This is a genomic window from Plantactinospora sp. DSM 117369 (assembly GCF_053764795.1).
The window spans coordinates 8,128,565-8,150,243 of the sequence record NZ_CM132446.1; the positions used below are offsets into that span (position 1 = coordinate 8,128,565).

Here is a 21,679-nt window from a genome sequence, read left to right on the forward strand (position 1 = left end):
CGAGCCTCGCCGGTCCGGACGGCTTGCGGGCCTCTCGGGCCGGTCAGGAGGCGGTGAGTCGTCGGTGCCAGGCGACCGCTGCCGGGTCGGTCAGCGAGGCGACCTGGTCCACCACCACCCGGAGTCGGGCACCGTCGTCCGGCGCCGCCTTCCACAGCGGCGCGAAGACCGGGTCGAGTGCGTCCGGTGCCCGGGTCAGCAGCGCCGTCACCAACTCGGCCAGGATCTCCCGCTGGCGCTCGTACCAGTCCTGCGCGCCGGGGCGGCGCATCACGTAGCGCAGCGCCATCCCCTTCAGCAGCGCGCACTCGGCGCGGATCCGCCGGGGGACGACCAGTTCGGCGGCGTACCGGCGCAGCGGGCCGATACCGTAGCGCTGCTCGGTGGCCTCGACCGCCGCCGCGACGAAGCGCCCGGTCAGCACGCTGGTGCTCGCCTTCAACGCGGCCAGTGCCCGGTGACTGCCGTCGTAGTCACAGAGCGGGCCGAGCACCGGGTCGGCGAGCAGCCCGGCCAGCACCTCGGCCAGGTCGTCCGCAGACTCGGTCGAGTACCGCCCGGCGACGTCGGCGCAGAGCGCGGCCCGCTCGTCGGCGTCGGCCCGCAACTGTGCCAGCCGGAGTCGCAGGTAGCCGCCGTGGATGCCGTCCTCGACGTCGTGCACCGAGTACGCCACGTCGTCCGCCCAGTCCATCACCTGTGCCTCCAGGCAGCGGACGTCGCCGTCCGGGGCGCCCCGGCGCAGCCAGCCGAAGGTGTCGGCATCGTCGGCGTACACCCCGAACTTGCGCTGTCCAGGCCGGCGCGGCCAGGGATATTTGCAGGTGGCGTCGAGGGCCGCCCGGGTCAGGTTGAGCCCGGCGGAGGTGCCGTCCGGGCCGTACACCTTGGCTTCCAGTCGGGTCAGCACCCGCAGCGTCTGCGCGTTGCCCTCGAAGCCGCCGCAGTCGGCGGCGAGCACGTCGAGCGCGGCCTCGCCGTTGTGCCCGAACGGCGGGTGCCCGAGGTCGTGCGCGAGCCCGGCCACGTCCACGATGTCCGGGTCGCAGCCGAGCCGGCCGCCCATCTCGCGGGCGATCTGGGCGACCTCCAGCGAGTGGGTCAGCCGGGTACGGAGGAAGTCGTCGGTCCCGGCGGTGTGCACCTGGGTCTTCGCGGCCAGCCGTCGGAACGCCGCCGAGTGCAGCACCCGGGCCCGGTCCCGCTGGTACGGGCTCCGCCCGTAGCCGCTGTCCTTCGCCGGCTCGGCCACCCGGCGCTCCGCGTCAGGCTGGCTGATCACGCCACCGATCTTCACCCGGCCGACCCCGGCCCCGTCAACCCCGCTGGGCGAGTACGCAGAACTCGTTGCCCTCCGGGTCGGCCAGCACCGTCCAGGTGTCGTCCGGCGACTGCCCGACATCGACGTGCCGGGCCCCCATGTTGACCAGCCGCTCGACTTCGGCCTCCTGGTCGGTCGGGCGGAGGTCGATGTGCAGCCGGTTCTTCGTCTCCTTGCCCTCCGGCACCGGTACGAAGATCAGGCCGGGCAGCGTGTCGGGTGTGCGGCGGATCTCCACCTCGTCCGGCAGCTCGGCGACGATCTGGTAGCCGAGCGCCTCGGCCCACCAGCGCGCGAGCCGGGCCGGATCGGCGGCATCGACCACCAGGTTCTCCCACACGCTGCCCATGGGCCACACCTCCGTTGCGAGGGAAACGAAGTTCGCGTGTCGCTCAGGTTACGCCGGGGTTCCTGACTCGGGTGCGCCAACGAACGCCCGACACACCAGGCGGTTGACCTGCCCCTCCGCACGCAACCGCCAAACAGCCGAGAGTTGCCGGACGATCGCTGATGGTCATGGGACGGCGTCGCGACCTCGCTCGGTGTAGCGTGCCGGAGTCGGAAGGTTACCGGGCGGGGAACCACCGACCCCGGCGGCGGTCGGCAGCGGGCGGCGCTCCACCGGGGCGGCAGCCCCGATCCCGGGCAGCGCGGACCGCGCCGGACGGCGATCTGGCGGCGCCGCCGGGGAGTAGCCGGCGACGTCGAGCGGCAACGAACCCCATAGGGCAACGAACCCCATAGCCGGAAAGCGACGTCGAGCGGCAACGAAGCCACCGACGGAAGCGACGGCACCGAGCAAAGTCCAGCGGCACGGACCAACGCCAAGGAGAAGTCACCAGTGAACACTGATGCCGCCCTGCTGGCCGAACTGCACCGGCTGCGCCGCGCGGTGCCGGAGATATCGGGTGCCGTACTGGCCGCCGTGGACGGGTTACTGGTCGTCAGCGACCTGCCCGGCATCGACCCGCACCACATCGCCGCCCTTTCCGCGGCCGGGCTGGGGATCGGTGGCCGCTTCGCCAACCTCGTCGGACACGGGCCGCTGCGGGAGTCCGTGGTCCGGGGCGCCGAAGGCTGCGTGGTCGTCTACCCGGCCGGTGAGGACGCGATCCTGACCACCGTGGTGCACCCGGAGACCGACCTGGTCCGGCTGCACGCCGAGGCCCGCCCGACCGCCCAGCGACTCGGCGCGCTCTGGGACGCCGTCCGGCAGCCGACGGTGGCGACCGCGATCCCGCCGGCCACCGACCCGGGCGCGCCGCTGGCCACCCGTACTCCGATGGCTACCCTGCCCGCCGGCCTCTGGTCCTCCTCCGAGGACCGGCGCTCCCCCGGCCGGCAGTGACCGGCGGGCGCCCGGGACGGCGTCACATTCCGGCCGGCGCCCCGGACGGCGTCACATTCCGGCCGGCGCGCCGAGCGGCCGGTCGTCGTAACGGCTGCGGGCCAGGTCGATGTCGGCGGCGTGCCGGTCCGCCCACTCGGTGACGGCCGACAACACCGGCAGCAGGCTCCGCCCCAGCTCCGTGAGCCGGTAGCCGACCCGTACCGGGACCGCCGGCTCGACGGTCCGGGCGACCAGGCCGTCGCGTTCCAGTCCCCGCAGGGTCTGGGTGAGCATCTTCTGGCTCGCCCCCGCGACCGCCCGGGCCAGCTCGGCGGAGCGCCGGGGCCCGGCGGCGAGTTCCTTCAGCACCAGGGCGACCCACTTGTCGCCGAGCACGTCGATCACCCGCTGGGTCGGGCAGGCGGCCAGCCGCTCCCGGTGGTCGGCGCGGTCCCGCGCCCTGCGCTGCGCGGCGGTCTGTGTGGTCATCGGGCTACCTCCGCGTACCTTGGGCACCTTGAGGTGCGTACTCCCAGGTCCTGCCCGCCGAACCTAGCTTTGGCCGGGGCGGTGCGACCAGTCGCCGCCGACGGGAGGGAGCGGTACGGATGGGCACGATCGGAATTCTCGGCTCCGGCAACGTGGGCCGGGCACTGGCGACCCGGCTGCACGGGACCGGTCATCGGGTGCTGGTGGGGGTACGCGACCCGGACCGCGAGCTGTCCTGGGCCGGCGGCGGGCTCGACGGCTCGACCGACGGCCCGCGCCGGACCGGGCTGGCGGAGGCGGCCTCGGCCGGGATCGTGGTGAACGCGCTGCCGGGCGCGGTGTCGGTACGGGTGCTGCGCGGGCTGCGCCCGGCCCTCGCCGGTGCGGTACTGCTCGACGTCGCCAACGCGGTCGAGCAGGGTCCGGACGGCATCGCCACCGCCCTGCGCCATCCGGGCGGCAGCCTGGCGGTGGAGATCCAGCGGGCGCTGCCGGAGACCCGGGTGGTCAAGACGTTGAACACGGTCGGCCCGGCCGAGCTGATGACCGCGCCGACCAGCCTGTCGATGCCGTTGTCGGCGTTCCTCTCCGGTGACGACCCGGCGGCGAAGGCGGTCGCCGCCGATCTCCTCGGCTGGCTGGGCTGGCCGGCGGAGTGGATCGTCGACCTGGGCCCGCTGTCGACCGCCTGGTGGCCGGAGAGCTTCGTGCTGATGGTCCGCCCGCTGGTGGCGGCGTTCGGGCCGGTGCCCTTCGGCCTGGCGGTCGCCCGCTGACCGCGACTGGTCGTCGGCCCGGCACCGGTGGTGAGCGGCGTCGGTCACCACCGGTACCGGGCCGACAGGTGGGCAGAGATGTCGACGGGCGGGAGAGAACGGGAGTACGGAGGGTCAGCGGCTGTCGGAGCCGGTGGACTCGACCACCGCGCGGCCGGCCTCCAGCCGGGCCACCGGCACCCGGAACGGCGAGCACGAGACGTAGTCCAGTCCCACGTCGTGGAAGAAGTGCACCGAGTCCGGGTCGCCGCCGTGCTCGCCGCAGACCCCGAGCTTGAGCCCGGGCCGGGCCGCCCGGCCCTCGTCGGTGGCGATCTGGACCAGCCGGCCGACCCCGTCGGCGTCGATCGACTCGAACGGCGAGATGCCGAAGATGCCCAGCTCCAGGTAGCGCCAGAAGAAGGCGCCCTCCACGTCGTCCCGGGAGAAGCCCCAGCCCATCTGGGTCAGGTCGTTGGTGCCGAAAGAGAAGAACTCGGCGGCCTCGGCGATCTGCCCGGCGGTCAGCGCCGCCCGGGGTACCTCGATCATGGTGCCGATCAGCACCTCGACGGCCTGCTCCCGGGTCACCTCCGCGATGATCTTCTCGGCCTCGGCGCGTACCGTCTCCAGCTCCTGGACCGCACCGACCAGCGGCACCATGATCTCCGGCTTCGGGGTGCCGCCGGCCTTGGCGCACTCCACCGCCGCCTCCACGATCGCCCGGACCTGCATGGCGAACAGGCCCGGGATGACCAGCCCGAGCCGGACCCCGCGCAGGCCCAGCATCGGGTTCTGCTCGTGCATCCGGCGTACCGCGCTGAGCAGGGCCTCGTCCCGGGCCGCGTCCTCGCCACGCTCGTGCGCGACCGCGACGTGCACGGCCAGTTCCTCCAGCGAGGGCAGGAACTCGTGCAGCGGCGGGTCGATCAGCCGGACGGTGACCGGCTGGCCGTCCATCGCCCGGAAGACCTCTCCGAAGTCGGCCCGCTGCAGGGGCAGCAGCTCGGCCAGCGCCGCCTGCCGCTCGTCGTCGGTCCGGGCCAGGATCAGGCGCTCGACCAGCGTGCGCCGGTCACCGAGGAACATGTGCTCGGTCCGGCACAGGCCGATCCCCTCGGCCCCGAACCGCCGGGCCCGGGCCGCGTCCTCGCCGGTGTCGGCGTTCGCCCGGACGCCCAGCCGCCGCTGGGCGTCGGCGTGCGTCATGATCCGGTGTACGGCGGCCACCAGCGGATCGTCCGTGGTCTGGCCGTCCACGCTGCCCTCGAAGTAGCGCACCACCTCGGAGGGCCAGACCGGCACCTCGCCGAGGTAGACCTTGCCGGTGGTGCCGTCGATCGAGACCACGTCCCCCTCGGAGACCGTCTGGCCGTCCACGGTGAGCTTCCGTTGCCGGACGTCGACGTCGAGCGCGTCGGCGCCGCAGACGCAGGTCTTGCCCATCCCCCGGGCGACCACGGCGGCGTGACTGGTCTTGCCCCCGCGCGAGGTGAGGATGCCGCGCGAGGCGATCATGCCGGGCAGGTCGTCCGGGTTGGTCTCCCGGCGGACCAGGATGACGTCCTCGCCGGCGTCGGCCAGCTCGACCGCCCGCCGCCCCTCGAAGACCACCTTGCCGACGGCGGCGCCCGGCGAGGCGCCGATGCCCTGGGCCAGCGGGGTCGGGTCGGCGTCGAGCTTGAACCGGGGGAACATGAGCTGGGCGAGCTGGGCGCCGTTGACCCGGTGCAGCGCCTCGTCCAGGTCGATCAGGCCCTCGTCGACGAGTTGGGCGGCGATCACGAACGCGGCGGCGGCGGTGCGCTTGCCGACCCGGGTCTGCAACATCCACAGCTTGCCGCGCTCGATGGTGAACTCGATGTCGCAGAGGTCGCGGTAGTGCCCCTCCAGCCGGGCCATGATCGCCAGCAGTTCGTCGTACGCCGGCTTGTTCAGCTCTTCGAGCTGTTGCAGCGGTACGGTGTTGCGGATCCCGGCCACCACGTCCTCGCCCTGGGCGTTGGCCAGGTAGTCGCCGTAGATGCCCTGCGCGCCGCTGGCCGGGTCGCGGGTGAACGCCACCCCGGTGCCGGAGTCCGGCCCGAGGTTGCCGAAGACCATCGCCACGACGTTGACCGCGGTGCCCAGGTCGGCCGGGATCCGCTCCTGCCGGCGGTAGAGCACGGCCCGCTCGGCGTTCCACGACTGGAAGACCGCGTTGATGGCCAGTTCGAGCTGCTCCCGGGGCTGTTGCGGGAACTCCCGGCCGGTGTGCTTACGGAAGATCCTCTTGTACGCGTCCACCAGCGCCCGCAGGTCGGCCGCGTCGAGGTCCAGGTCGTTCTCGGTACCCTTGGCCCGCTTGGCGTCGTCGAGGGCGTGCGCGAAGTCCTCGCCCGGCACGTCGCAGACCGTCTTGCCGAACATCTGGATGAGCCGCCGGTAGGAGTCCCAGGCGAACCGCTCGTTGCCGGCGGCCTGGGCGGCCAGGCCGGTCACGCTCGCGTCGTTGAGCCCGACGTTCAGCACCGTCTCCATCATCCCGGGCATGGAGAACTTGGCCCCGGAGCGGACCGAGACCAGCAGCGGATCGGCCGGATCACCCAGCTGCTTGCCCATCCCGGTTTCCAGCGCGGACAGGTGCACGTCGATCTCGTCGGCCAGCCCGGCGGGCTGGCTCCCGGTGCTCAGGTACGCCTTGCAGGCCTCGGTGCTGATGGTGAACCCCGGCGGAACCGGCAGCCCGAGGTTGGTCATCTCGGCCAGGTTCGCGCCCTTGCCACCGAGCAGGTCCTTCAGGTCCTTGTTGCCCTCGGTGAAGTCGTAAACGTACTTGTGTCCCGCCGTCTGCTGCGCTGTCAACGGACCCTCCCACGTGCGCCGTTCGACACTGAACGAAGGTTTAGCCGCTCTGTACGTACCCAGGGGACGGTTGCCCGTACCAGCGGAAAACCGCCGGCTGCTGGTGGGCGAAGGCTAAGCGACCGACGGGCAGGTTGGGACCGTTCGGTGACAATCCGCACAGTTGCGAAGGCTGTACGTGTTCGCGAGGTTGTGTGGGAACGGTCCCACGAGCAAGATCAGTCAGCCTGGCCGCACCGAACGGCGGCGGCGGTCACCACGGCACCACGGCGAAGTTCTTCAACAGCACACCGTGCACCGGCGAACCCGCCTCGCCCCGGACGACCGGCTGGTAGATCCGGGCCGCCGCGTCCACCACGTCCAGCGGCGGCCGCCAGCCGGTGGCCGCCCGGCGGGCCCGGACCGGAGCCGGGTTCTCGTCGGTGACCCAGCCGGTGTCGACCCCGCACATGTGCACGTCGTGCCGGGCCAGGTCCGCCGCGCCGACCCTGGTCAACATGTTCAGCGCCGCCTTCGTCACGGCGGTGTGCGGATGCCCCGCCGGGCTGCCACCGCCGGCGAACCAGCCCTCCCGACCGGTGACGTTGACCACGTACCGCCGGCCCGGGCCGGGAGCGGTCAGGGCCGCGCGCAACCGATCGACCAGCAGGAACGGCGCGACGACGTTGACGAGCTGGACCTCCAGCAGCTCCACCGGGTCGATCTCGCCGAGCCGGGCCGTCCAGGAGTTGCGGGCGGCCGGGTCCAGCAGCGCCCCGGTCGGGTCGGTACGCTCCGGCACGGCCGCACCGGTGACGCCGGTCCCGTCCGGGCCGATCACGCCGGCCTGGTCCGCACCGGGCACACCGGTCTCCCCCGGGCCGGACACGCCAGGCCCGCCCGGGCCGGTGATGGCGGCGTTCCAGCCCGGCAGCACCCGACCTGGCCGGTAGCCCGACACCGACTCGACGGCGAACCGCCCGACCGGATCCCGGGCGGCCAGCGCCTCCGCCGCCACCAGCGGCTGGTACGCCCAGTCCGGCCGCCGCACGGTCTGCGCCGCGTTGTTGACCAGGATGTCGAGCCGGGGATGGCGGTCGACCAGCCGCTGCGCCAGGTCCAGCACCTGGCGCGGGTCCCGCAGGTCCGCCCCGACGACGCGCAGCGCCGAGCGCCAGTCGCCGGCGTCCGGCTCGGCGGCGTACCGCCGGGCGGCATCGGCCGGAAACCGGGTGACCACCGTCACGTCGGCACCGTCGCGGAGCAGCTTCAACGCCAACTGAAACCCGATCTTGACCCGACCACCGGTGACCACGGCGGTCCGGCCGGTCAGGTCGGTCCGGGCGTCCCGGTGCCGACGGTGCAGGTCGGCGCAGTCGGGACAAAGCGCGTGGTATCGGGCGTCGACGGTGCGGTAGCGGGCGCGGCAGGTGTAGCAGCGCCGGTCCCGGCGGGTCTGCCCCGGTGCCGACCGCTCGGCGGGCGGAGCGGCCACCGGTACGCCGTCGGCACGCTCGGGTGCGGCGGTCGCGGCGCCGGCCAGCACGGCCCGGTCGGCCGCGGCGGTACGCCGCCGCCGTTCCGCCCGGCGCTGCCGCTGCCCGTCCTTGACCAGTCCGTCGACCGCGCGCTGCACCCGCTGCCGGACCGGGTCGTCCAGCGGCAGCGCGCGTACGGCGGCGAGCACCTCGAGCGCGTCCTCGATCCGGTCGCCGTCCATCCGTCCCCCGTCCCCGTTCACCCGGACGGGCAGCTCTGTTCGCCGGATGGGCAGGACGGATTCGAACCGACGTCCTCCGCCTCGGTAAGGCGGCGCGACCACCTCTGCGCTACTGCCCATCCGAACCGGGGGGACCTGACCGGATTCGAACCGGTGTCCTCCGCCTGAGCAGGGCGGCGCGACCACCTCTGCGCTACCCGTCCCACCGACCGCACAGACTAGCGAGCGGGGACGCCGGAAGAAACCGAGATTGCCCCGGCGTTGGGCTAGGTCGACAGGTACGGAAGAAGGGCTCGTACCACAGGGTGACCAACCCTTGACACGCGGCCATTTCGAACGTACGTTTCATGAGATTTGCCCGGAAATCACCTGCGGCTCCCCCCGGAGAGATCTGCCGTGCGACCTATCACCTTCCAGTCCCGGTCCACCCTCGCGACCACCGGCGACACCCCGCCCCGGCTCACCGACGTGCTGCCCGCCCCGGCCCGGGTCGAGCCGGCCGCCGGGGTCGAGTTCATCCTGACCCCCGGCACGACGATCCGGACCACCCCCAGCCCCGAGGCGAGCGCGGTCGGCCGGCACCTTGCCGAGCTGCTGCGCCGCCCCACCGGCTATCCGCTGCCAGTGATCACCGCCGGCCAGACCGAGGTGCCGGGCGGGATCTCCCTGCTGCTGACCGGCGACGAGGCCCCGTCGGGCCGGCTCGGCAGGCCGGCGACCGGCGGCGGTTCCGCCGAGGGCTACCGGCTGGAGATCACCGCCTCCGGCGTGGTGGTCCGGGCCCGCACCGCGGCCGGGCTCTTCTACGGGGTGCAGACGCTCCGGCAGTTGCTGCCACCGAAGATCGAGTCCGCCCGGCGGCAGCCTGGCCCGTGGGCGATCCCCGGTGGCACGATCGACGACCACCCCCGGTTCGGCTACCGGGGCGCGATGCTCGACGTGGCCCGGCACTTCTTCGCCGTACCGCACGTGCTGCGCTTCATCGACCACCTGGCCCGATACAAGCTCAACCACCTGCACCTGCACCTCACCGACGACCAGGGCTGGCGGATCGCCGTCGACTCCTGGCCGCGGCTGGCCAGCGTGGGCGGGTCCACCGAGGTGGACGGCGGCCCCGGCGGCTACTACACCAAGGAGCAGTACGCCGAGATCGTCGCGTACGCGGCCGCCCGGCACATCACCGTGGTGCCCGAGATCGACCTGCCCGGGCACACCAACGCGGCACTGAACGCGTACGGGGAACTCGCTCCGGACGGTGTCGCACCGCCGGAGTACACCGGCACCGACGTCGGGTTCAGCGCGGTCGCCGTCGACAACGAGCGGACGTACCAGTTCGTCGACGACGTGCTCGGCGAGATCGCCGCGCTCACCCCGGGCCGCTACCTGCACGTCGGTGGCGACGAGGCGTTCACCCTCGGCCGGGCCGACTACACCCGGTTCATGAACCGGGTCCAGCGGATCGTCACCGGGCACGGCAAGCGGGTGCTCGGCTGGCACCAGCTCGCCGTCGCGGAGCACAGCGCCGGGCGGGTCGTCCAGTACTGGGGCACCTCGACCGAGGACCCGGTGGTGGCCGCCGCGGTCCGGGACGGCGCGAAGCTGCTGCTCTCCCCCGGCAACCGCAGCTACCTCGACATGAAGTACTCGGCGGCGACCCCGCTGGGCAAGGACTGGGCCGGGCTGGTCGAGGTCCGCGCGGCGTACGACTGGGATCCCGGCGACTATCTGGCCGGGGTGCCGGCCGACGCGGTGCTCGGGGTGGAGGCGCCGCTCTGGACGGAGACGATCCGGACGATCGGCGACATCGAGTTCATGACCTTCCCCCGGCTGCCGGCCATCGCCGAGCTGGGCTGGTCACCGGCGCAGGCCCGGAACTGGGCGGACTTCCGGCTGCGGCTGGCCGGTCAGGGCGTGCGGTGGAGCACGGCCGGGATCACCTTCCACCGCTCGCCGGAGGTGCCGTGGGCGGGCAGCCCGGTCGTACCCGAGCCCCGGTCCGCGGGATCGACGGCGGGCGCCGCCGGTACGTCGGCCGACCCGGCGCCCGGGAGCGGCCCGCCGCCCGCCGACGACCGACCGGTACCGATCGCCTGACCGGGCCGTGGCCGCGCCCGGCGGGCGCGGCCCGGTACGGCTCCGGGCGGCGCGGCTCAACCGCCGGAGTCGGCGCGGCTCAACCGCCGGAGTCGGCGAGTTCGGCGCCGGCCGGCACCTCGGCGCTGTCCCGGTCGGCCAGCCAGCCGTCCGGCAGGAAGACCTTGCCGGGCGAGTTGGTCCGGCCCCGGGGCTGGCCGAGCGTCTCCAGCGGGAAAGGCTCGGCCGGGTCGAGCTTGCCGAGCAGGTCGTCGAGTTCGGCCAGGCCGCTCACCATCGCCAGGGCCCGGCGCAGCTCGCCGCCGACCGGGAAACCCTTGAGATACCAGGCGACGTGCTTACGGAAGTCGACGCAGCCGTCCCGATCGGCGGTGTCCGGCCGGTCGCCCCCGGCGAACCAGTCGACCAGCAGTTCGGCGTGCCGGCGCATGGTCGCGGCGACCTCGCCGAGGACCGGCAGCCGGCGTCCGGGGCGGCCGTCGAAAGCCGCCGCCAGATCCGCGAAGAGCCAGGGCCGGCCGAGGCAGCCGCGGCCGACCACCACACCGTCCGCCCCGGTGTGCGCCACCATCCGGAGCGCGTCGTCGGCCTCCCAGATGTCGCCGTTGCCCAGCACCGGCACGTCCAGCGCCTGCTTCAGCGTGCCGATCGCGTCCCAGTCCGCCGTACCGGAATACCGCTGCGCGGCCGTACGCCCGTGCAGGGCGACCGCCGCCACCCCGGCCTCCTGGGCGGCCAGCCCTGCCTCCACGTACGTCAGGTGGTCGTCGTCGATGCCCTTGCGCATCTTGACCGTCACCGGCACGCCGGCCGGGGCGGCTGCCTCGACCGCCGCCCGGACGATCCGGGCGAAGAGCCGGCGGCGCCACGGCAGCGCCGCCCCACCGCCCTTGCGGGTGACCTTCGGCACCGGGCAGCCGAAGTTGAGGTCGACGTGGTCGGCCAGATCCTCCTCGACCACCATCCGGACCGCCGCCGCGGTCACCTCCGGGTCGATCCCGTAGAGCTGGAGACTGCGCGGCCGCTCGTCACCGCCGAACGCCACCATCCGCAGGGTCTTCGGGTTCCGCTCGACCAGCGCGCGGGTGGTGACCATCTCGCAGACGTAGAGGCCGCCGCCCTGTTCCCGGCAGAGGCGCCGGAAGGCGACATTCGTGATCCCGGCCATCGGGGCGAGCACGACCGGCGGCCACACCGGGTGCCCGCCCAGGTGCAGCGGGCGGGCAGCGGCCGGTGGCGCCAGGTCGGTCAGGGTCACGCGTTCGAGCATGGCACGTCCGTCCGGACTTCCGCGATCAGCCGTGGCGGCCGGACGGACGTCGCCGTCAGCAGCCGGGCAGGCGCTCGACGAGGTACCGCTCCACCTGGTCGATGGAGATCCGCTCCTGGGACATGCTGTCCCGCTCACGAACCGTCACGGCGTTGTCGTCCAAGGTCTCGAAGTCGACGGTGACGCAGAACGGGGTACCGATCTCGTCCTGCCGGCGGTAGCGGCGGCCGATCGCCTGCGAGTCGTCGAACTCGACCACCCAGCGCTTGCGCAGCGCGGCGGCCAGGTCCTTCGCCTTCGGGGAGAGCGAGGGGTTGCGGGAGAGCGGCAGCACGGCCACCTTCACCGGGGAGAGCCGCGGGTCGAAGCGGAGCACGGTCCGCTTGTCGACGCTGCCCTTGGTGTTCGGTGCCTCGTCCTCGTCGTACGCCTCCAGCAGGAAGGCGAGCACCGCCCGGGTCAGCCCGGCGGCCGGCTCGATCACGTACGGCACCCAGCGCTGCTGCTTCTCCTGGTCGAAGTACGACAGGTCGACGCCGGAGTGCTTGCTGTGCGTGGAGAGGTCGAAGTCGGTGCGGTTGGCGATGCCCTCCAGCTCGGAGAACTCGGTGCCACCGAACCGGAAGCGGTATTCGATGTCCACGGTCCGCTTCGAGTAGTGCGAGAGCTTCTCCTGCGGGTGCTCGTAGAACCGCAGGTTCTCCTCGGAGAGGCCAAGGTCGATATACCAGTTCCAGCGCTCCCGCAGCCAGTACTCGTGCCATTCCTCGTCGGTGCCCGGCTCGACGAAGAACTCCATCTCCATCTGCTCGAATTCGCGGGTCCGGAAGATGAAGTTGCCCGGGGTGATCTCGTTGCGGAACGACTTACCGACCTGGGCGATGCCGAACGGCGGCTTCTTCCGGGCCGAGGCGGCCACGTTGTTGTAGTTGACGAAGATGCCCTGTGCGGTCTCCGGCCGAAGGTAGTGCAGGCCCTCCTCGCTCTCCACCGGGCCGAGGTAAGTCTTCATCAGGCCGTTGAACATCCGAGGCTCGGTGAAGGTGCCCTTGTTGCCGCAGTTCGGGCAGTTCAGCTCGGCCAGCGAGGCCGGCGGGTGGCCGTGCTTCTCCGCGTACGCCTCTTCGAGGTGGTCGGCCCGGAACCGCTTGTGGCAGGACTGGCACTCGGTCAGCGGGTCGACGAAGGCGTCCAGGTGGCCGGAGGCGGCCCAGACGTCCCGGGCGAGGATCACCGCCGAGTCCAGGCCGACGATGTCGTCCCGCTGCTGCACCATGGTCCGCCACCACTGGCGCCGGACGTTCTCCTTCAGCTCGACGCCGAGCGGGCCGTAATCCCAGGCCGACCGGGTGCCTCCGTAGATCTCGCTGGAGGGGAAGACGAAGCCTCGACGCTTCGCGAGACTGACGACGGCGTCGATACGGTCGGCTGGCATGGTTACCTCCTACACCGGCTGGCGGCCGGCGGGGACATCTTCGGGACGTTCAAGGCCAGCAGATTACTCCACCTCGGCGGCCGTACCGCCGCCGCCCGGCGGACCGTCCACGGGTCACCTGATGTCGCAGACCCGCAATCCTCCGGTGGTCTGGTCCTGGTCCAGCAGGGCCTCGAGGTTGTCCTGCCCCCCGCTGGCATAGGTCACGTCCACCGGCACGCTCAACTCGCTTGTCAACGACACGTCGCCGATCCGGAACGAGGCGATCTCCGGCTCGGCACCGACCCGACGCTCGAACTCGGCCGGCGACTCCCGCTGCTGGGCGGATTCGCAGAGCAGGTCGTACGCCTTGCCGAAGTCCCCGTCCTCGACCGCGTCGAAGTAGTCGGTGACCACCGTCCTGGCCTGCTCGTTCAACGCCTGGGAGCCGGAGATCAGCAGGCCGACCAGCGCCGCTCCGCCACCGCCGCAGAAGAGTACGACGGCGAGGGCGGCCACCCCGAGCCCGAGCCACAACCGCGCACCGCGCCCCTCGCTGGGCGGCGCGGCGAACACCGGCTCGACGCCGGGCCCCGGTGGCGGCGCCGGCACGCTCGGCGGCACCGGACCGAACCCACCCGGCACCGGACCGAACCCACCCGGCTGCGTCCCGTACCCCACGGGAGGCGTTTCGTAGCCGCCGGGAGGCGTTCCGTAGCCGCCGGAAGGCACCGGTGGTCCCGGTTGCCCGTACCCGGGCGGCGGTGGCGGGCCGGGCGGCGGCACGGGTCCACCGGGTGGGGCCGGGTCGTCAGCCCGGACGGACTCGGGTGGGGACGACGGCCCGCCGGGCGGTCCGGGAACGGTCATGGGGAAAGGGTAGTGCCCGGGTCATCACCGGCCGGAGTCAGCGGCCCGGTCACTTGGGGTGACTTCGACCTGACCGTCCGGTTCGGCGCTGGCCAGCGTCTCGTACGCGGACGGCTCGTCGAGCGACTCGGCGAGCAACGGGGTGGCGTTGACCTTGACGTCGAAGGCGCCGAGGGCCCGCCGGTAGGTGCCGACCGACTCCCACTCGGTGATTAGGCACCAGTGCCGGGGGTCGTCGAGAGCCCGCAGCAGTTGCCCCCGGCGGTATCCCGGCCGGGCGGCAAGGGCGGCCAGCGCGGCGTGGGCCCGTTCCGGGAAGGTTTCGGCGTTCTCCTCCGCCACCACGAACCGGTTCGTCACGAGCACGTACGCCTCCTGCCGTCGGCCGCCGCCCCGGCGAGCTGGGGTGTCGCTGGCAACAGCTCACCGGCCGGGGCACCGAGATCTCGTAGAGTCTGTGGGATGCAGCGTACGCAGAGCGTTCTGCTGACCCGCCTGGCCCGGGTCAACCCCACGGGCGTGTTCCTCGCCGCACTGGTGCTGGTGCTGGTCGGCCTCTTCGCGCCGGGGATCGTCGGCGGCGCGCTGCTGCTGGCGCTCGCCGCCGGGCTGGCCGCGCTGCTGGTGACCACCTGGCCGGTGCAGAGCCCGGCGACCCGTACCCTCCGGCTGGTGATCCTGACCCTGCTGGTCGGCGCCGCGTCGATGAAGATCCTCGGATGATCGCCCACCCCGTGACGTTCCCACGCCTCCGGCCGAGCGCATGAAGCGGTTTCATGCAAGCATGCGTTTTTGACAATCATTCTCATTGTCGCGGAGAGTGGACGGCATGGTGATCCGCTCCGCCCTCCGTACCGTCGCCCTCGCCGCCACCGGCCTGCTCGCGCTGGCCGGCGCCGCCGCCTGTGGTGACGACGGCAGCGGCGCCGACCCCGACCGGGTCGACGTCGTCGCCGCCTTCTATCCCCTCCAGTTCGTCACCGAGCGGGTCGGCGGGGACGCCGTCCGGGTGACCAACCTCGCCAAGCCCGGCGCCGAGCCGCACGACCTGGAACTCAACCCCGGCCAGGTGGGCCAGGTCACCGACGCGGAACTGGTCGTCTACCTCGCCGGCTTCCAGCCGAGCGTGGACGAGGCGGTGCAGCAGCAGGCCGGCGACCGGGCCTTCGACGTCGCCACGGTGCAGCCGCTGCTGGCCGCGACCGCCGGCGGGCACGAGCACGAGGGCGAGGGGGAGCACGAGGGCGAGGGCGAGGGGGAGCACGAGGGCGAGGGCGCGGACCACGCGACCGAGGAGCCGGCTGCCGAGGAGGAGCACGCGGAGGGGTCGAACGGCAAGGACCCGCACGTCTGGCTGGACCCGACCCGGCTGGCCGGGATCGCCGACAAGCTGGCCGAGCGGCTGGGCGCGGTCGACCCGGACCGGGCCGCCGACTACACCGGCCGGGCGAAGGCGCTCCGCACCGAGCTGGAGGCCCTCGATTCCGAGTACGCCCAGGGCCTGAAGACCTGCCAGCGGCGGGAACTGGTGACCAGCCACACCGCGTTCGCCTACCTGGCGGAGCGCTACCAACTGGAGCAGATCGGCATCTCCGGCCTGACCCCGGAGGACGAACCGGCCCCGCAGCGGCTGGCCGAGGTGGCCGCCGAGGCCCGGGAGCACAAGACCACCACGATCTTCTTCGAGACCCTGGTCAGCCCGAAGGTCGCCGAGACGATCGCCCGGGAGGTCGGGGCGAAGACCGCCGTACTCGATCCGATCGAGGGCCTGCAACCCGGCAGTACCGGGGACTACCTTTCGGTGATGCGCAGCAACCTCGGGGCCCTGAAGACCGCACTGGGATGCCCATGACCGAACCTGTGAACCTTTCTCAACCTGAACCGCGCGGCGCTCACACACCGCGTCCGACCTCGCGGTCCGTGGAACCGCAAGGGGAGGTTGAAAAAGGTTCAGTCGTCGCCGTGGAGCACGGGGTGGTCGCCTACGACGACCGCCCCGTGCTCCGCGGCGTTTCCCTGCGGGTGAACCCCGGCGAGGTGGTCGCCGTGCTCGGCGCCAACGGCTCCGGCAAGTCCACCCTGATCCGGGCCATCCTCGGCCTGGTGCCGCTGGCCGCCGGTGCGGTCACCCTGTTCGGCACCCCGCAGCGCCGGTTCCGGCAGTGGGCCCGGATCGGGTACGTGCCGCAGCGGATGGGCGCCGGCAGCGGCGTACCGGCCACCGTGGCCGAGGTGGTCGCCTCCGGACGGCTGGCCCGGCGGGGTGTGTTCCGGCCGCCGGGGAGGGCCGACCGGGCGGCGGTGGCCGAGGCGCTGGCGGCAGTCGGCCTCGCCGACCGGGCCGGCGACCCGGTGGCCACCCTCTCCGGCGGCCAGCAGCAGCGCACTCTGATCGCCCGGGCGCTGGCCGGCGGGCCGGAGCTGCTGGTCCTCGACGAGCCGACCGCCGGGGTCGACTCGGCCAGCCAGGACGCCTTCGCCGAGGCGCTGCGCGGGTTCGTCGCCGACGGCGGGACGGTGCTGCTGGTCGCGCACGAACTCGGGCCCCTGGCCGGGGTGATCACCCGGGCGGTGGTCGTACACGAGGGAACGATCGCGCACGATGGCGCGGTGCCGGAGCCGGCCGGGCACCACGCGGCGCCCGGACACGAGCACGTCCACCCGCACGCGCCGGAGGAGTCGACAGGGATGTGGGGCAGTCGGCCGTGAGCCTTTTCCAGTACGACTTCATGATCAGGGCCCTGGTCGGGGCGCTGGTCATCGGGCTGACCGCCCCGGCGCTCGGCATCTATCTGGTGCAGCGCCGGATGTCGCTGATCGGCGACGGGGTCGGGCACGTCGCGCTGACCGGGGTCGGGGTCGGGCTGCTGCTCAACCAGTCCCCGGTACTGACGGCGGTGATCGTGGCGGCGGTCGCCGCGGTCGCCATCGAACTGATCCGGGAACGCGGCCGGACCTCCGGTGACGTCGCCCTGGCGATGCTCTTCTACGGCGGCATCGCCGGTGGCGTGATGCTGGTCGGGCTCTCCGGAAGCCGGAGCAACGCCAACCTGATGGCGTACCTCTTCGGCTCGCTGACCACGACGTCGCCGCAGGATCTGGTGGTGATCGTGGCCCTCGCGACGGTGGTCCTGGTGACCATGGTCGCGCTGCGCCCGGCGCTCTTCGCGATCTGCCACGACGAGGAGTACGCCCGGGTCTCCGGGCTGCCGGTCCGGGCGCTGAACATACTGCTCGCGGTGACCACGGCGGTGACCGTGACCATCGCGATGCGGGCGGTCGGGCTGCTGCTGATCAGCGCCCTGATGGTGGTGCCGGTGGCCACCGCGCAGCTCTTCACCCGGGGCTTCCTCGGCACCATGCTCGCCGCGATGGGGCTGGGGCTGCTGGCCTCCGGCTCCGGGGTGTGGCTGGCCGGCACCGCCAACACCGCGCTCGGGGCCACCATCGTGATCCTGGCGATCGGGCTGTTCCTGGTGGTGTCGGTGGGGGTGGCGATACGCCGGGCGCTGGCCCGGCGGCGCGCCGTGCCCGGGCCGGAGCCGCAGGTCGAGCCCTGCGACGTGGTGCTCGACGCCGCCCGGGGGACCGTCCCGGACCCGGCGCCGCCGGCCAAGCCGGTACCCGTTGACCTTGGAACCGCGCACCGAACGGCGGTACGCCGTTAACAACGGTTACCGTTACAGGGTGACGAGCACAAACGCCTACGAGGCCTATACGGGCGCCGGTGAGCTGCTACGAGCGCTCGCGGCACCGATCCGGCTCGCCATCGTCAGCGAACTCGCGCACGGCGAACGATGTGTGCACGAGCTGGTGGAAAGCCTCGGCGCCCCACAGCCGCTCGTCTCCCAACACCTGCGGGTGCTCCGCGGAGCCGGGGTGGTACGCGGCTCGCGACGCGGTCGGGAAATCGCCTATACCTTGGTCGACGAGCACATCGCGCATATCGTGGCGGACGCGGTGAGCCATTCGGGGGAAGCCACCTGACGGGGACGTCCGGGAGGCACCTGAGACGACGCGAGGAGGGCGAGATGGCAGCGGCGGAGAGCGGCGCGGCAGTACGCAACACCCGACAGCGCAGCGCGGTCAGCGCACTGCTCGGTGAAGTCGAAGGCTTCCACAGCGCCCAGGACCTGCACGCGATGCTGCGCAGCCGGGGCGAGCGCGTCGGGCTGACCACCGTCTATCGCACCCTGCAAGGGCTCGCCGACGCGGGCGAGATCGACGTGATGCGCCCGCCGGGCGGCGAGCACCTCTACCGGCGGTGCAGCGAGGGGCACCACCACCACCTGGTCTGCCGGGCCTGCGGCCGTACGGTCGAGGTGGAGGGGCCGGCCGTGGAGAGCTGGGCCGACCGGGTCGCCAACAAGCACGGGTTCAGGGACGTCAGCCACACCCTGGAGATCTTCGGCACCTGCCCGGAGTGCGCGGCTCGCTGACGTACGCCACGCTGACCGGCATGAAGTTCTATGCCGATCGGGTTCCGACCGCCGCCCGTCAACTCCTCACCGATCTGCTCGTCGTCGCCTGGATCTACCTCTGGATCCGGGCCGCGATGTGGTTGCACGACCTGGTGCAGAAGCTCGCCGTACCCGGACAGAAGCTGGAGGGGGCCGGCGGTGGACTGGCCGACAACCTGGCCGACGCCGGTGGCAAGATCGGTCGGGTGCCGGTGGTGGGTGACGAGCTGACCTCCCCGTTCGAGAAGGCCGCCGGGGCGGCCCGGGCGATGGCGGACGCCGGACGCGACCAGCAGGAGTTGGTCGGGGAGCTGGCGTTGGCGTTGTCGCTGACCCTGCTGGTGTTTCCGCTCGGGGTGGTGCTGTTGGGCTGGCTGCCGTTGCGGGTCAGGTGGATGCGGCGGGCCGGTGCGGCCCGGGCGTTGCGGTCCGCGCCGGCCGGGCGGGACCTGTTGGCGTTGCGGGCGCTGGCGAACCAGCCGATCCGGAAGCTGACCCGGATCGACCCGGACGTGGCGCAGGCGTGGCGGCGGGGTGACGCCGAGGCGGTGGACGCGCTGGCGGCGCTGGAACTGCGGGCGCTCGGGCTGCGGACCGCTCCGGTACGCCGCTGAGGGGCATGCTGGCCGGCGCCGCCCGAACGGACGGCACCGGCCAATGGTGCTTGAGCGCGCTGCCGGGACAGGAACCCAGCCGCTGAGGTGCTTGGCTCAGGCGCCTCGGCGGCTGACTTTCCCGGACTGGCGACGTCCTCGGTGCTGGGTCAGATCCGCGGGGCCCGGATCGCCTGTTCGTCGTAGAGATCGCGCACCCAGACGTCGGCCATCGCGCCCTGGTACAGCTGCAGATCGTCGACGCCGCCGAACCAGTATTTGCCGAAGTCACCCTGCTGAAGCGCGCGGCCCACCTGCAACGGCCCGCCGCTGGACATTGGCGTCCACGGCAACGAGGTCTGCCCGACCGGCTCACCGTCGACATACAGCCGGATCTGCTGGCGACCGGCGTCGTAGACCCCGACCAGATGGACCCAGGCGTCGGCCACCGCTGGAGTCGGCGACCGCAGCGCAAGCCGCCCGGCGCTCGCCCCGTCCTCGGCGGCCACCACGAACGACCACGTCCCGCTGGCGGCCTCGTAGCCCAGCCGGAAGGCGGACTCTTGGCTGCCTCCCTGGGACACGATGGTCTGGTCGCCGGAACCGGTCTCCTCGACCCGACCCCAGACCGAGACGGTGAACGAGTCGTCGGTACGCAGTACTCGGCTGTCCTGCCAGTCCGGGATCACCTCGTCACCGACGTTGGCCTGAGCGCTGCCGTATTCGACGGTCCGCAGTGTCTCGTATCGCGGGTCGTCCGGGTCGAACTCCCACACGTCGTTCAACAACAGCCCACTGCCCGACTGCCCGTCAACGACCATCACGCCCTGGCTGAGCGCCAGCCGGCGACCGAACGAGCCGCCGTCGGGCGCTTGGCAGAGGAACGGGTCCGGGCTCGGCTCGTAGCAGGGAATGGCGGCGCTGAAACTCCAGTTTCCGACCGGGAGCGGAGCCAACAGCCCCGGTTCGTCGAATCCGCCCGAGCCCGGGTCGCTGGCGAGCTGGCCGAGGAACTCGTGGTCGAGCAGGGCGCGACCGTAGACCCGCAGGTCGGCGATGCCGCCGTTCCACCAGTTGGCCGGAGCGCCGCCGGAGAACCCGCGACCGACGGCGAAGCGGCCGGTCGCGGCCCAGGGGGTGGCCGTACGATCCACTTCGGCGACCATGACGCCGTCGACGTACAGGCGGAGCTTGCCGGCCGTCCGGTCGTACACGCCGGCCAGATGAGTCCAGCGGCTCAGGTCGGCCGCGCTGACCGATGCCGGGGCGGCCGCTGTCCGGGTGGCGCTGGACTCTTCGACGCCCTCCTGCACAGTGAAGGCCCAGTACGGCGCCGGCGGGCTACCCAGGTGGCGGATCCCGAGCGCGAAGGCCCCCGCGTCGGTGCCCTCCTGAGTCGCCACATCCGAGTCAGTAGTCGGCAGCACACCCGGGCGGACCCAGGCCGCCACGCTGTACGACCCGGTGGTGTCAAGCACGGCCTCGGTGGTGACGGCCTGCGAACTCGATCCGTCGAACGACGCGCTTCGCGCACCGATCATCCGGGTGTCAGGCGCCCAGGTCAGGTCGGTCGCCGTCAACGGCGTGTCCGCCGGGGCGGCCGACCAGTCGGCAAGTGCCTGTTCCTCGTTGACACCTGGATAGATCTCCAACCCCCACCGGGCGACCGCCGGAGCAGGCCGGGGGACGGTCAGCTCGACACTCCCCCGCCCCTCGTTGAACGCGGCGTCGACGGCCGCGACATACAGGATGTTGAGACCGAACGTCGGCGGTACCAGGGTCACCGTGGCACTCGTCGGGTTCGTACCGCTCGGAGCCACGACGGTCCTCGGAGGATCTGTCCAGCCGTACCGGAACTCCCTGACGTCATCGTCCGCTGACTCGATGCGGAACGTCACCGGCTGCCCCGGACCGGTCGGCGTTGTCAGCGGGGTGACCGTCACCCGAGGAATGCTGATATCGGGGGTGAACTGGCACCACCTCGACCAAGGGCTCCAGCGCGGGGTTGAACCGGAGTCCACTGCCTTGACCCGGAACGCGTACGTGCCCTCGGCGGTCAGCCCACTGATCGCGGCCGTGCGGCCCCGCCCGTCGGCCGGGGCGGAAGCCGGCGGCGGCGGTGTCTGCCGTGCCGGGTACGTGGCCGTCACGGTGCCGATGCCACCAGCCGGGACCTCGATCCACTCGTAGTGCCCGGTGAGGCTCTGGGTGGAATCGGCATCCGGGTAGACCGCCGAGAACCTCGGGGTCATCGTGCCGATGGGCACCACACCGGACGCGGGGCACGCGAAGTCGGCCACCTGTAGTGCAGTAGGTGCGCCGGGCCGGGCGTTCCGGGTCGAACTGGCCTGGCCGGCGGCCAGGGCGGGATCGGCCGTCACCGGGGCTGCGCCGACGACGAGTCCGAGGGCGACCCCGACGCCGACCCAGCGGAGCCGGTTGGGCCGGAGGCGCCGAGCCTGCACTGCGGGTGTGGACACGCCCGTTGCCGGCGCCCGGCCGGCAGGGTAGGAATTCTCTTGGGACAAAACAACTCCCTC

The 21,679-nt window shown here is 72.5% G+C and carries 19 protein-coding genes, 2 tRNA genes and 1 pseudogene; 10 read left to right on the forward strand and 12 right to left on the reverse strand.

The genetic code is table 11. The annotated features are described in order from the left end of the window. Positions 1-43: 43 nt before the first annotated feature. Together ACSMXO_RS34635 and ACSMXO_RS34640 are read right to left on the reverse strand one after the other, a co-directional pair. Complete coding sequence (locus ACSMXO_RS34635; protein WP_455415281.1) at positions 44-1,282, reverse strand: deoxyguanosinetriphosphate triphosphohydrolase; 1,239 nt, start codon at positions 1,280-1,282, stop codon at positions 44-46. Between the two features lie 34 nt (positions 1,283-1,316). Further along, complete coding sequence (locus ACSMXO_RS34640; protein WP_346260645.1) at positions 1,317-1,670, reverse strand: VOC family protein; 354 nt, start codon at positions 1,668-1,670, stop codon at positions 1,317-1,319. A gap of 492 nt (positions 1,671-2,162) precedes the next feature. Between ACSMXO_RS34640 and ACSMXO_RS34645 the strand changes: the two genes are divergently transcribed. Beyond that, positions 2,163-2,669 carry a roadblock/LC7 domain-containing protein gene (locus ACSMXO_RS34645; protein WP_455415282.1) on the forward strand — a complete coding sequence of 169 codons (507 nt, stop codon included), beginning with the start codon at positions 2,163-2,165 and terminating at the stop codon, positions 2,667-2,669. Between the two features lie 51 nt (positions 2,670-2,720). Here ACSMXO_RS34645 and ACSMXO_RS34650 read toward each other — a convergent pair whose 3' ends face one another. Beyond that, entirely contained in the window at positions 2,721-3,140 is a 420-nt protein-coding gene (locus ACSMXO_RS34650; protein WP_455415283.1) for a winged helix-turn-helix transcriptional regulator, read from the reverse strand. A 119-nt stretch (positions 3,141-3,259) separates the two neighbouring features. Between ACSMXO_RS34650 and ACSMXO_RS34655 the strand changes: the two genes are divergently transcribed. After that, entirely contained in the window at positions 3,260-3,916 is a 657-nt protein-coding gene (locus ACSMXO_RS34655; protein ID WP_455415284.1) for an NADPH-dependent F420 reductase, read from the forward strand. Between the two features lie 114 nt (positions 3,917-4,030). On the opposite strand, the gene ppdK is transcribed toward ACSMXO_RS34655, so the two are convergent. From ppdK to ACSMXO_RS34675, 4 genes are all read right to left on the reverse strand, one after another. Then, positions 4,031-6,739, reverse strand: a complete 2,709-nt coding sequence (gene ppdK / locus ACSMXO_RS34660) for a pyruvate, phosphate dikinase (protein WP_455415285.1) — start codon at positions 6,737-6,739, stop codon at positions 4,031-4,033. Between the two features lie 253 nt (positions 6,740-6,992). Next, complete coding sequence (locus tag ACSMXO_RS34665) at positions 6,993-8,459, reverse strand: SDR family NAD(P)-dependent oxidoreductase (RefSeq protein ID WP_455415286.1); 1,467 nt, start codon at positions 8,457-8,459, stop codon at positions 6,993-6,995. A 25-nt stretch (positions 8,460-8,484) separates the two neighbouring features. Next, positions 8,485-8,557: transfer RNA gene (locus ACSMXO_RS34670), tRNA-Gly, on the reverse strand. A 10-nt stretch (positions 8,558-8,567) separates the two neighbouring features. Continuing rightward, positions 8,568-8,642: transfer RNA gene (locus ACSMXO_RS34675), tRNA-Ser, on the reverse strand. Between the two features lie 192 nt (positions 8,643-8,834). Between ACSMXO_RS34675 and ACSMXO_RS34680 the strand changes: the two genes are divergently transcribed. After that, entirely contained in the window at positions 8,835-10,532 is a 1,698-nt protein-coding gene (locus ACSMXO_RS34680) for a beta-N-acetylhexosaminidase (RefSeq protein WP_455415287.1), read from the forward strand. 79 nt (positions 10,533-10,611) lie between these two features. Here ACSMXO_RS34680 and dusB read toward each other — a convergent pair whose 3' ends face one another. The 4 genes from dusB to ACSMXO_RS34700 form a co-directional block, all read right to left on the reverse strand. Next, on the reverse strand, positions 10,612-11,802 hold the full coding sequence (dusB, locus tag ACSMXO_RS34685; protein WP_346260639.1) for a tRNA dihydrouridine synthase DusB: 1,191 nt from the start codon (positions 11,800-11,802) through the stop codon (positions 10,612-10,614). Positions 11,803-11,857: 55 nt separating this feature from the next. Continuing rightward, positions 11,858-13,237 carry a glycine--tRNA ligase gene (locus ACSMXO_RS34690; protein WP_318398627.1) on the reverse strand — a complete coding sequence of 460 codons (1,380 nt, stop codon included), beginning with the start codon at positions 13,235-13,237 and terminating at the stop codon, positions 11,858-11,860. Between the two features lie 114 nt (positions 13,238-13,351). Beyond that, entirely contained in the window at positions 13,352-13,828 is a 477-nt protein-coding gene (locus ACSMXO_RS34695) for an Rv0361 family membrane protein (protein ID WP_318398709.1), read from the reverse strand. A gap of 282 nt (positions 13,829-14,110) precedes the next feature. Then, on the reverse strand, positions 14,111-14,452 hold the full coding sequence (locus tag ACSMXO_RS34700) for an antibiotic biosynthesis monooxygenase family protein (RefSeq protein WP_346260638.1): 342 nt from the start codon (positions 14,450-14,452) through the stop codon (positions 14,111-14,113). Between ACSMXO_RS34700 and ACSMXO_RS34705 the strand changes: the two genes are divergently transcribed. From ACSMXO_RS34705 to ACSMXO_RS34735, 7 genes and pseudogenes are all read left to right on the forward strand, one after another. Next, the gene (locus tag ACSMXO_RS34705) at positions 14,387-14,809 is read left to right on the forward strand and encodes a DUF6703 family protein (RefSeq protein ID WP_346260637.1); all 423 of its coding nucleotides are present in this window, start codon (positions 14,387-14,389) and stop codon (positions 14,807-14,809) included. The two genes, ACSMXO_RS34700 and ACSMXO_RS34705, sit on opposite strands and share 66 nt — an antisense overlap. A 106-nt stretch (positions 14,810-14,915) precedes the next feature. Beyond that, positions 14,916-15,938 carry a metal ABC transporter substrate-binding protein gene (locus ACSMXO_RS34710; protein ID WP_455415288.1) on the forward strand — a complete coding sequence of 341 codons (1,023 nt, stop codon included), beginning with the start codon at positions 14,916-14,918 and terminating at the stop codon, positions 15,936-15,938. A 110-nt stretch (positions 15,939-16,048) separates the two neighbouring features. Beyond that, positions 16,049-16,795, forward strand: coding sequence for a metal ABC transporter ATP-binding protein (locus ACSMXO_RS34715; RefSeq protein WP_455415289.1), 747 nt, complete (start codon positions 16,049-16,051; stop codon positions 16,793-16,795). Then, positions 16,792-17,667, forward strand: a pseudogene (locus tag ACSMXO_RS34720) (metal ABC transporter permease); the annotation flags it as partial. The gene ACSMXO_RS34715 and the pseudogene ACSMXO_RS34720, both read left to right, overlap by 4 nt. Before the next feature lie 106 nt (positions 17,668-17,773). Next, positions 17,774-18,073: an ArsR/SmtB family transcription factor gene (locus ACSMXO_RS34725; RefSeq protein WP_346260634.1), complete on the forward strand. Its 300-nt coding sequence runs from the start codon at positions 17,774-17,776 to the stop codon at positions 18,071-18,073. Positions 18,074-18,117: 44 nt separating this feature from the next. After that, on the forward strand, positions 18,118-18,525 hold the full coding sequence (locus ACSMXO_RS34730) for a Fur family transcriptional regulator (RefSeq protein ID WP_346260633.1): 408 nt from the start codon (positions 18,118-18,120) through the stop codon (positions 18,523-18,525). Between the two features lie 20 nt (positions 18,526-18,545). Continuing rightward, positions 18,546-19,160, forward strand: a complete 615-nt coding sequence (locus ACSMXO_RS34735; protein WP_455415290.1) for a hypothetical protein — start codon at positions 18,546-18,548, stop codon at positions 19,158-19,160. A gap of 149 nt (positions 19,161-19,309) precedes the next feature. On the opposite strand, the gene ACSMXO_RS34740 is transcribed toward ACSMXO_RS34735, so the two are convergent. Beyond that, positions 19,310-21,619, reverse strand: coding sequence for a LamG domain-containing protein (locus ACSMXO_RS34740; protein ID WP_455415291.1), 2,310 nt, complete (start codon positions 21,617-21,619; stop codon positions 19,310-19,312). Between the last annotated feature and the right edge of the window lie 60 nt (positions 21,620-21,679).

What these genes read in the sequence shown, in the direction of transcription:
- ACSMXO_RS34655 (WP_455415284.1), top strand. Translation starts at nt 3,260, where the DNA reads ATGGGCACGATCGGAATTCTCGGCTCCGGCAACGTGGGCCGGGCACTG.
- ACSMXO_RS34650 (WP_455415283.1), bottom strand. Translation starts at nt 3,140, where the DNA reads ATGACCACACAGACCGCCGCGCAGCGCAGGGCGCGGGACCGCGCCGAC.
- dusB (WP_346260639.1), bottom strand. Translation starts at nt 11,802, where the DNA reads ATGCTCGAACGCGTGACCCTGACCGACCTGGCGCCACCGGCCGCTGCC.
- ACSMXO_RS34690 (WP_318398627.1), bottom strand. Translation starts at nt 13,237, where the DNA reads ATGCCAGCCGACCGTATCGACGCCGTCGTCAGTCTCGCGAAGCGTCGA.
- ACSMXO_RS34640 (WP_346260645.1), bottom strand. Translation starts at nt 1,670, where the DNA reads ATGGGCAGCGTGTGGGAGAACCTGGTGGTCGATGCCGCCGATCCGGCC.
- ACSMXO_RS34735 (WP_455415290.1), top strand. Translation starts at nt 18,546, where the DNA reads ATGAAGTTCTATGCCGATCGGGTTCCGACCGCCGCCCGTCAACTCCTC.
- ACSMXO_RS34730 (WP_346260633.1), top strand. Translation starts at nt 18,118, where the DNA reads ATGGCAGCGGCGGAGAGCGGCGCGGCAGTACGCAACACCCGACAGCGC.
- ACSMXO_RS34710 (WP_455415288.1), top strand. Translation starts at nt 14,916, where the DNA reads ATGGTGATCCGCTCCGCCCTCCGTACCGTCGCCCTCGCCGCCACCGGC.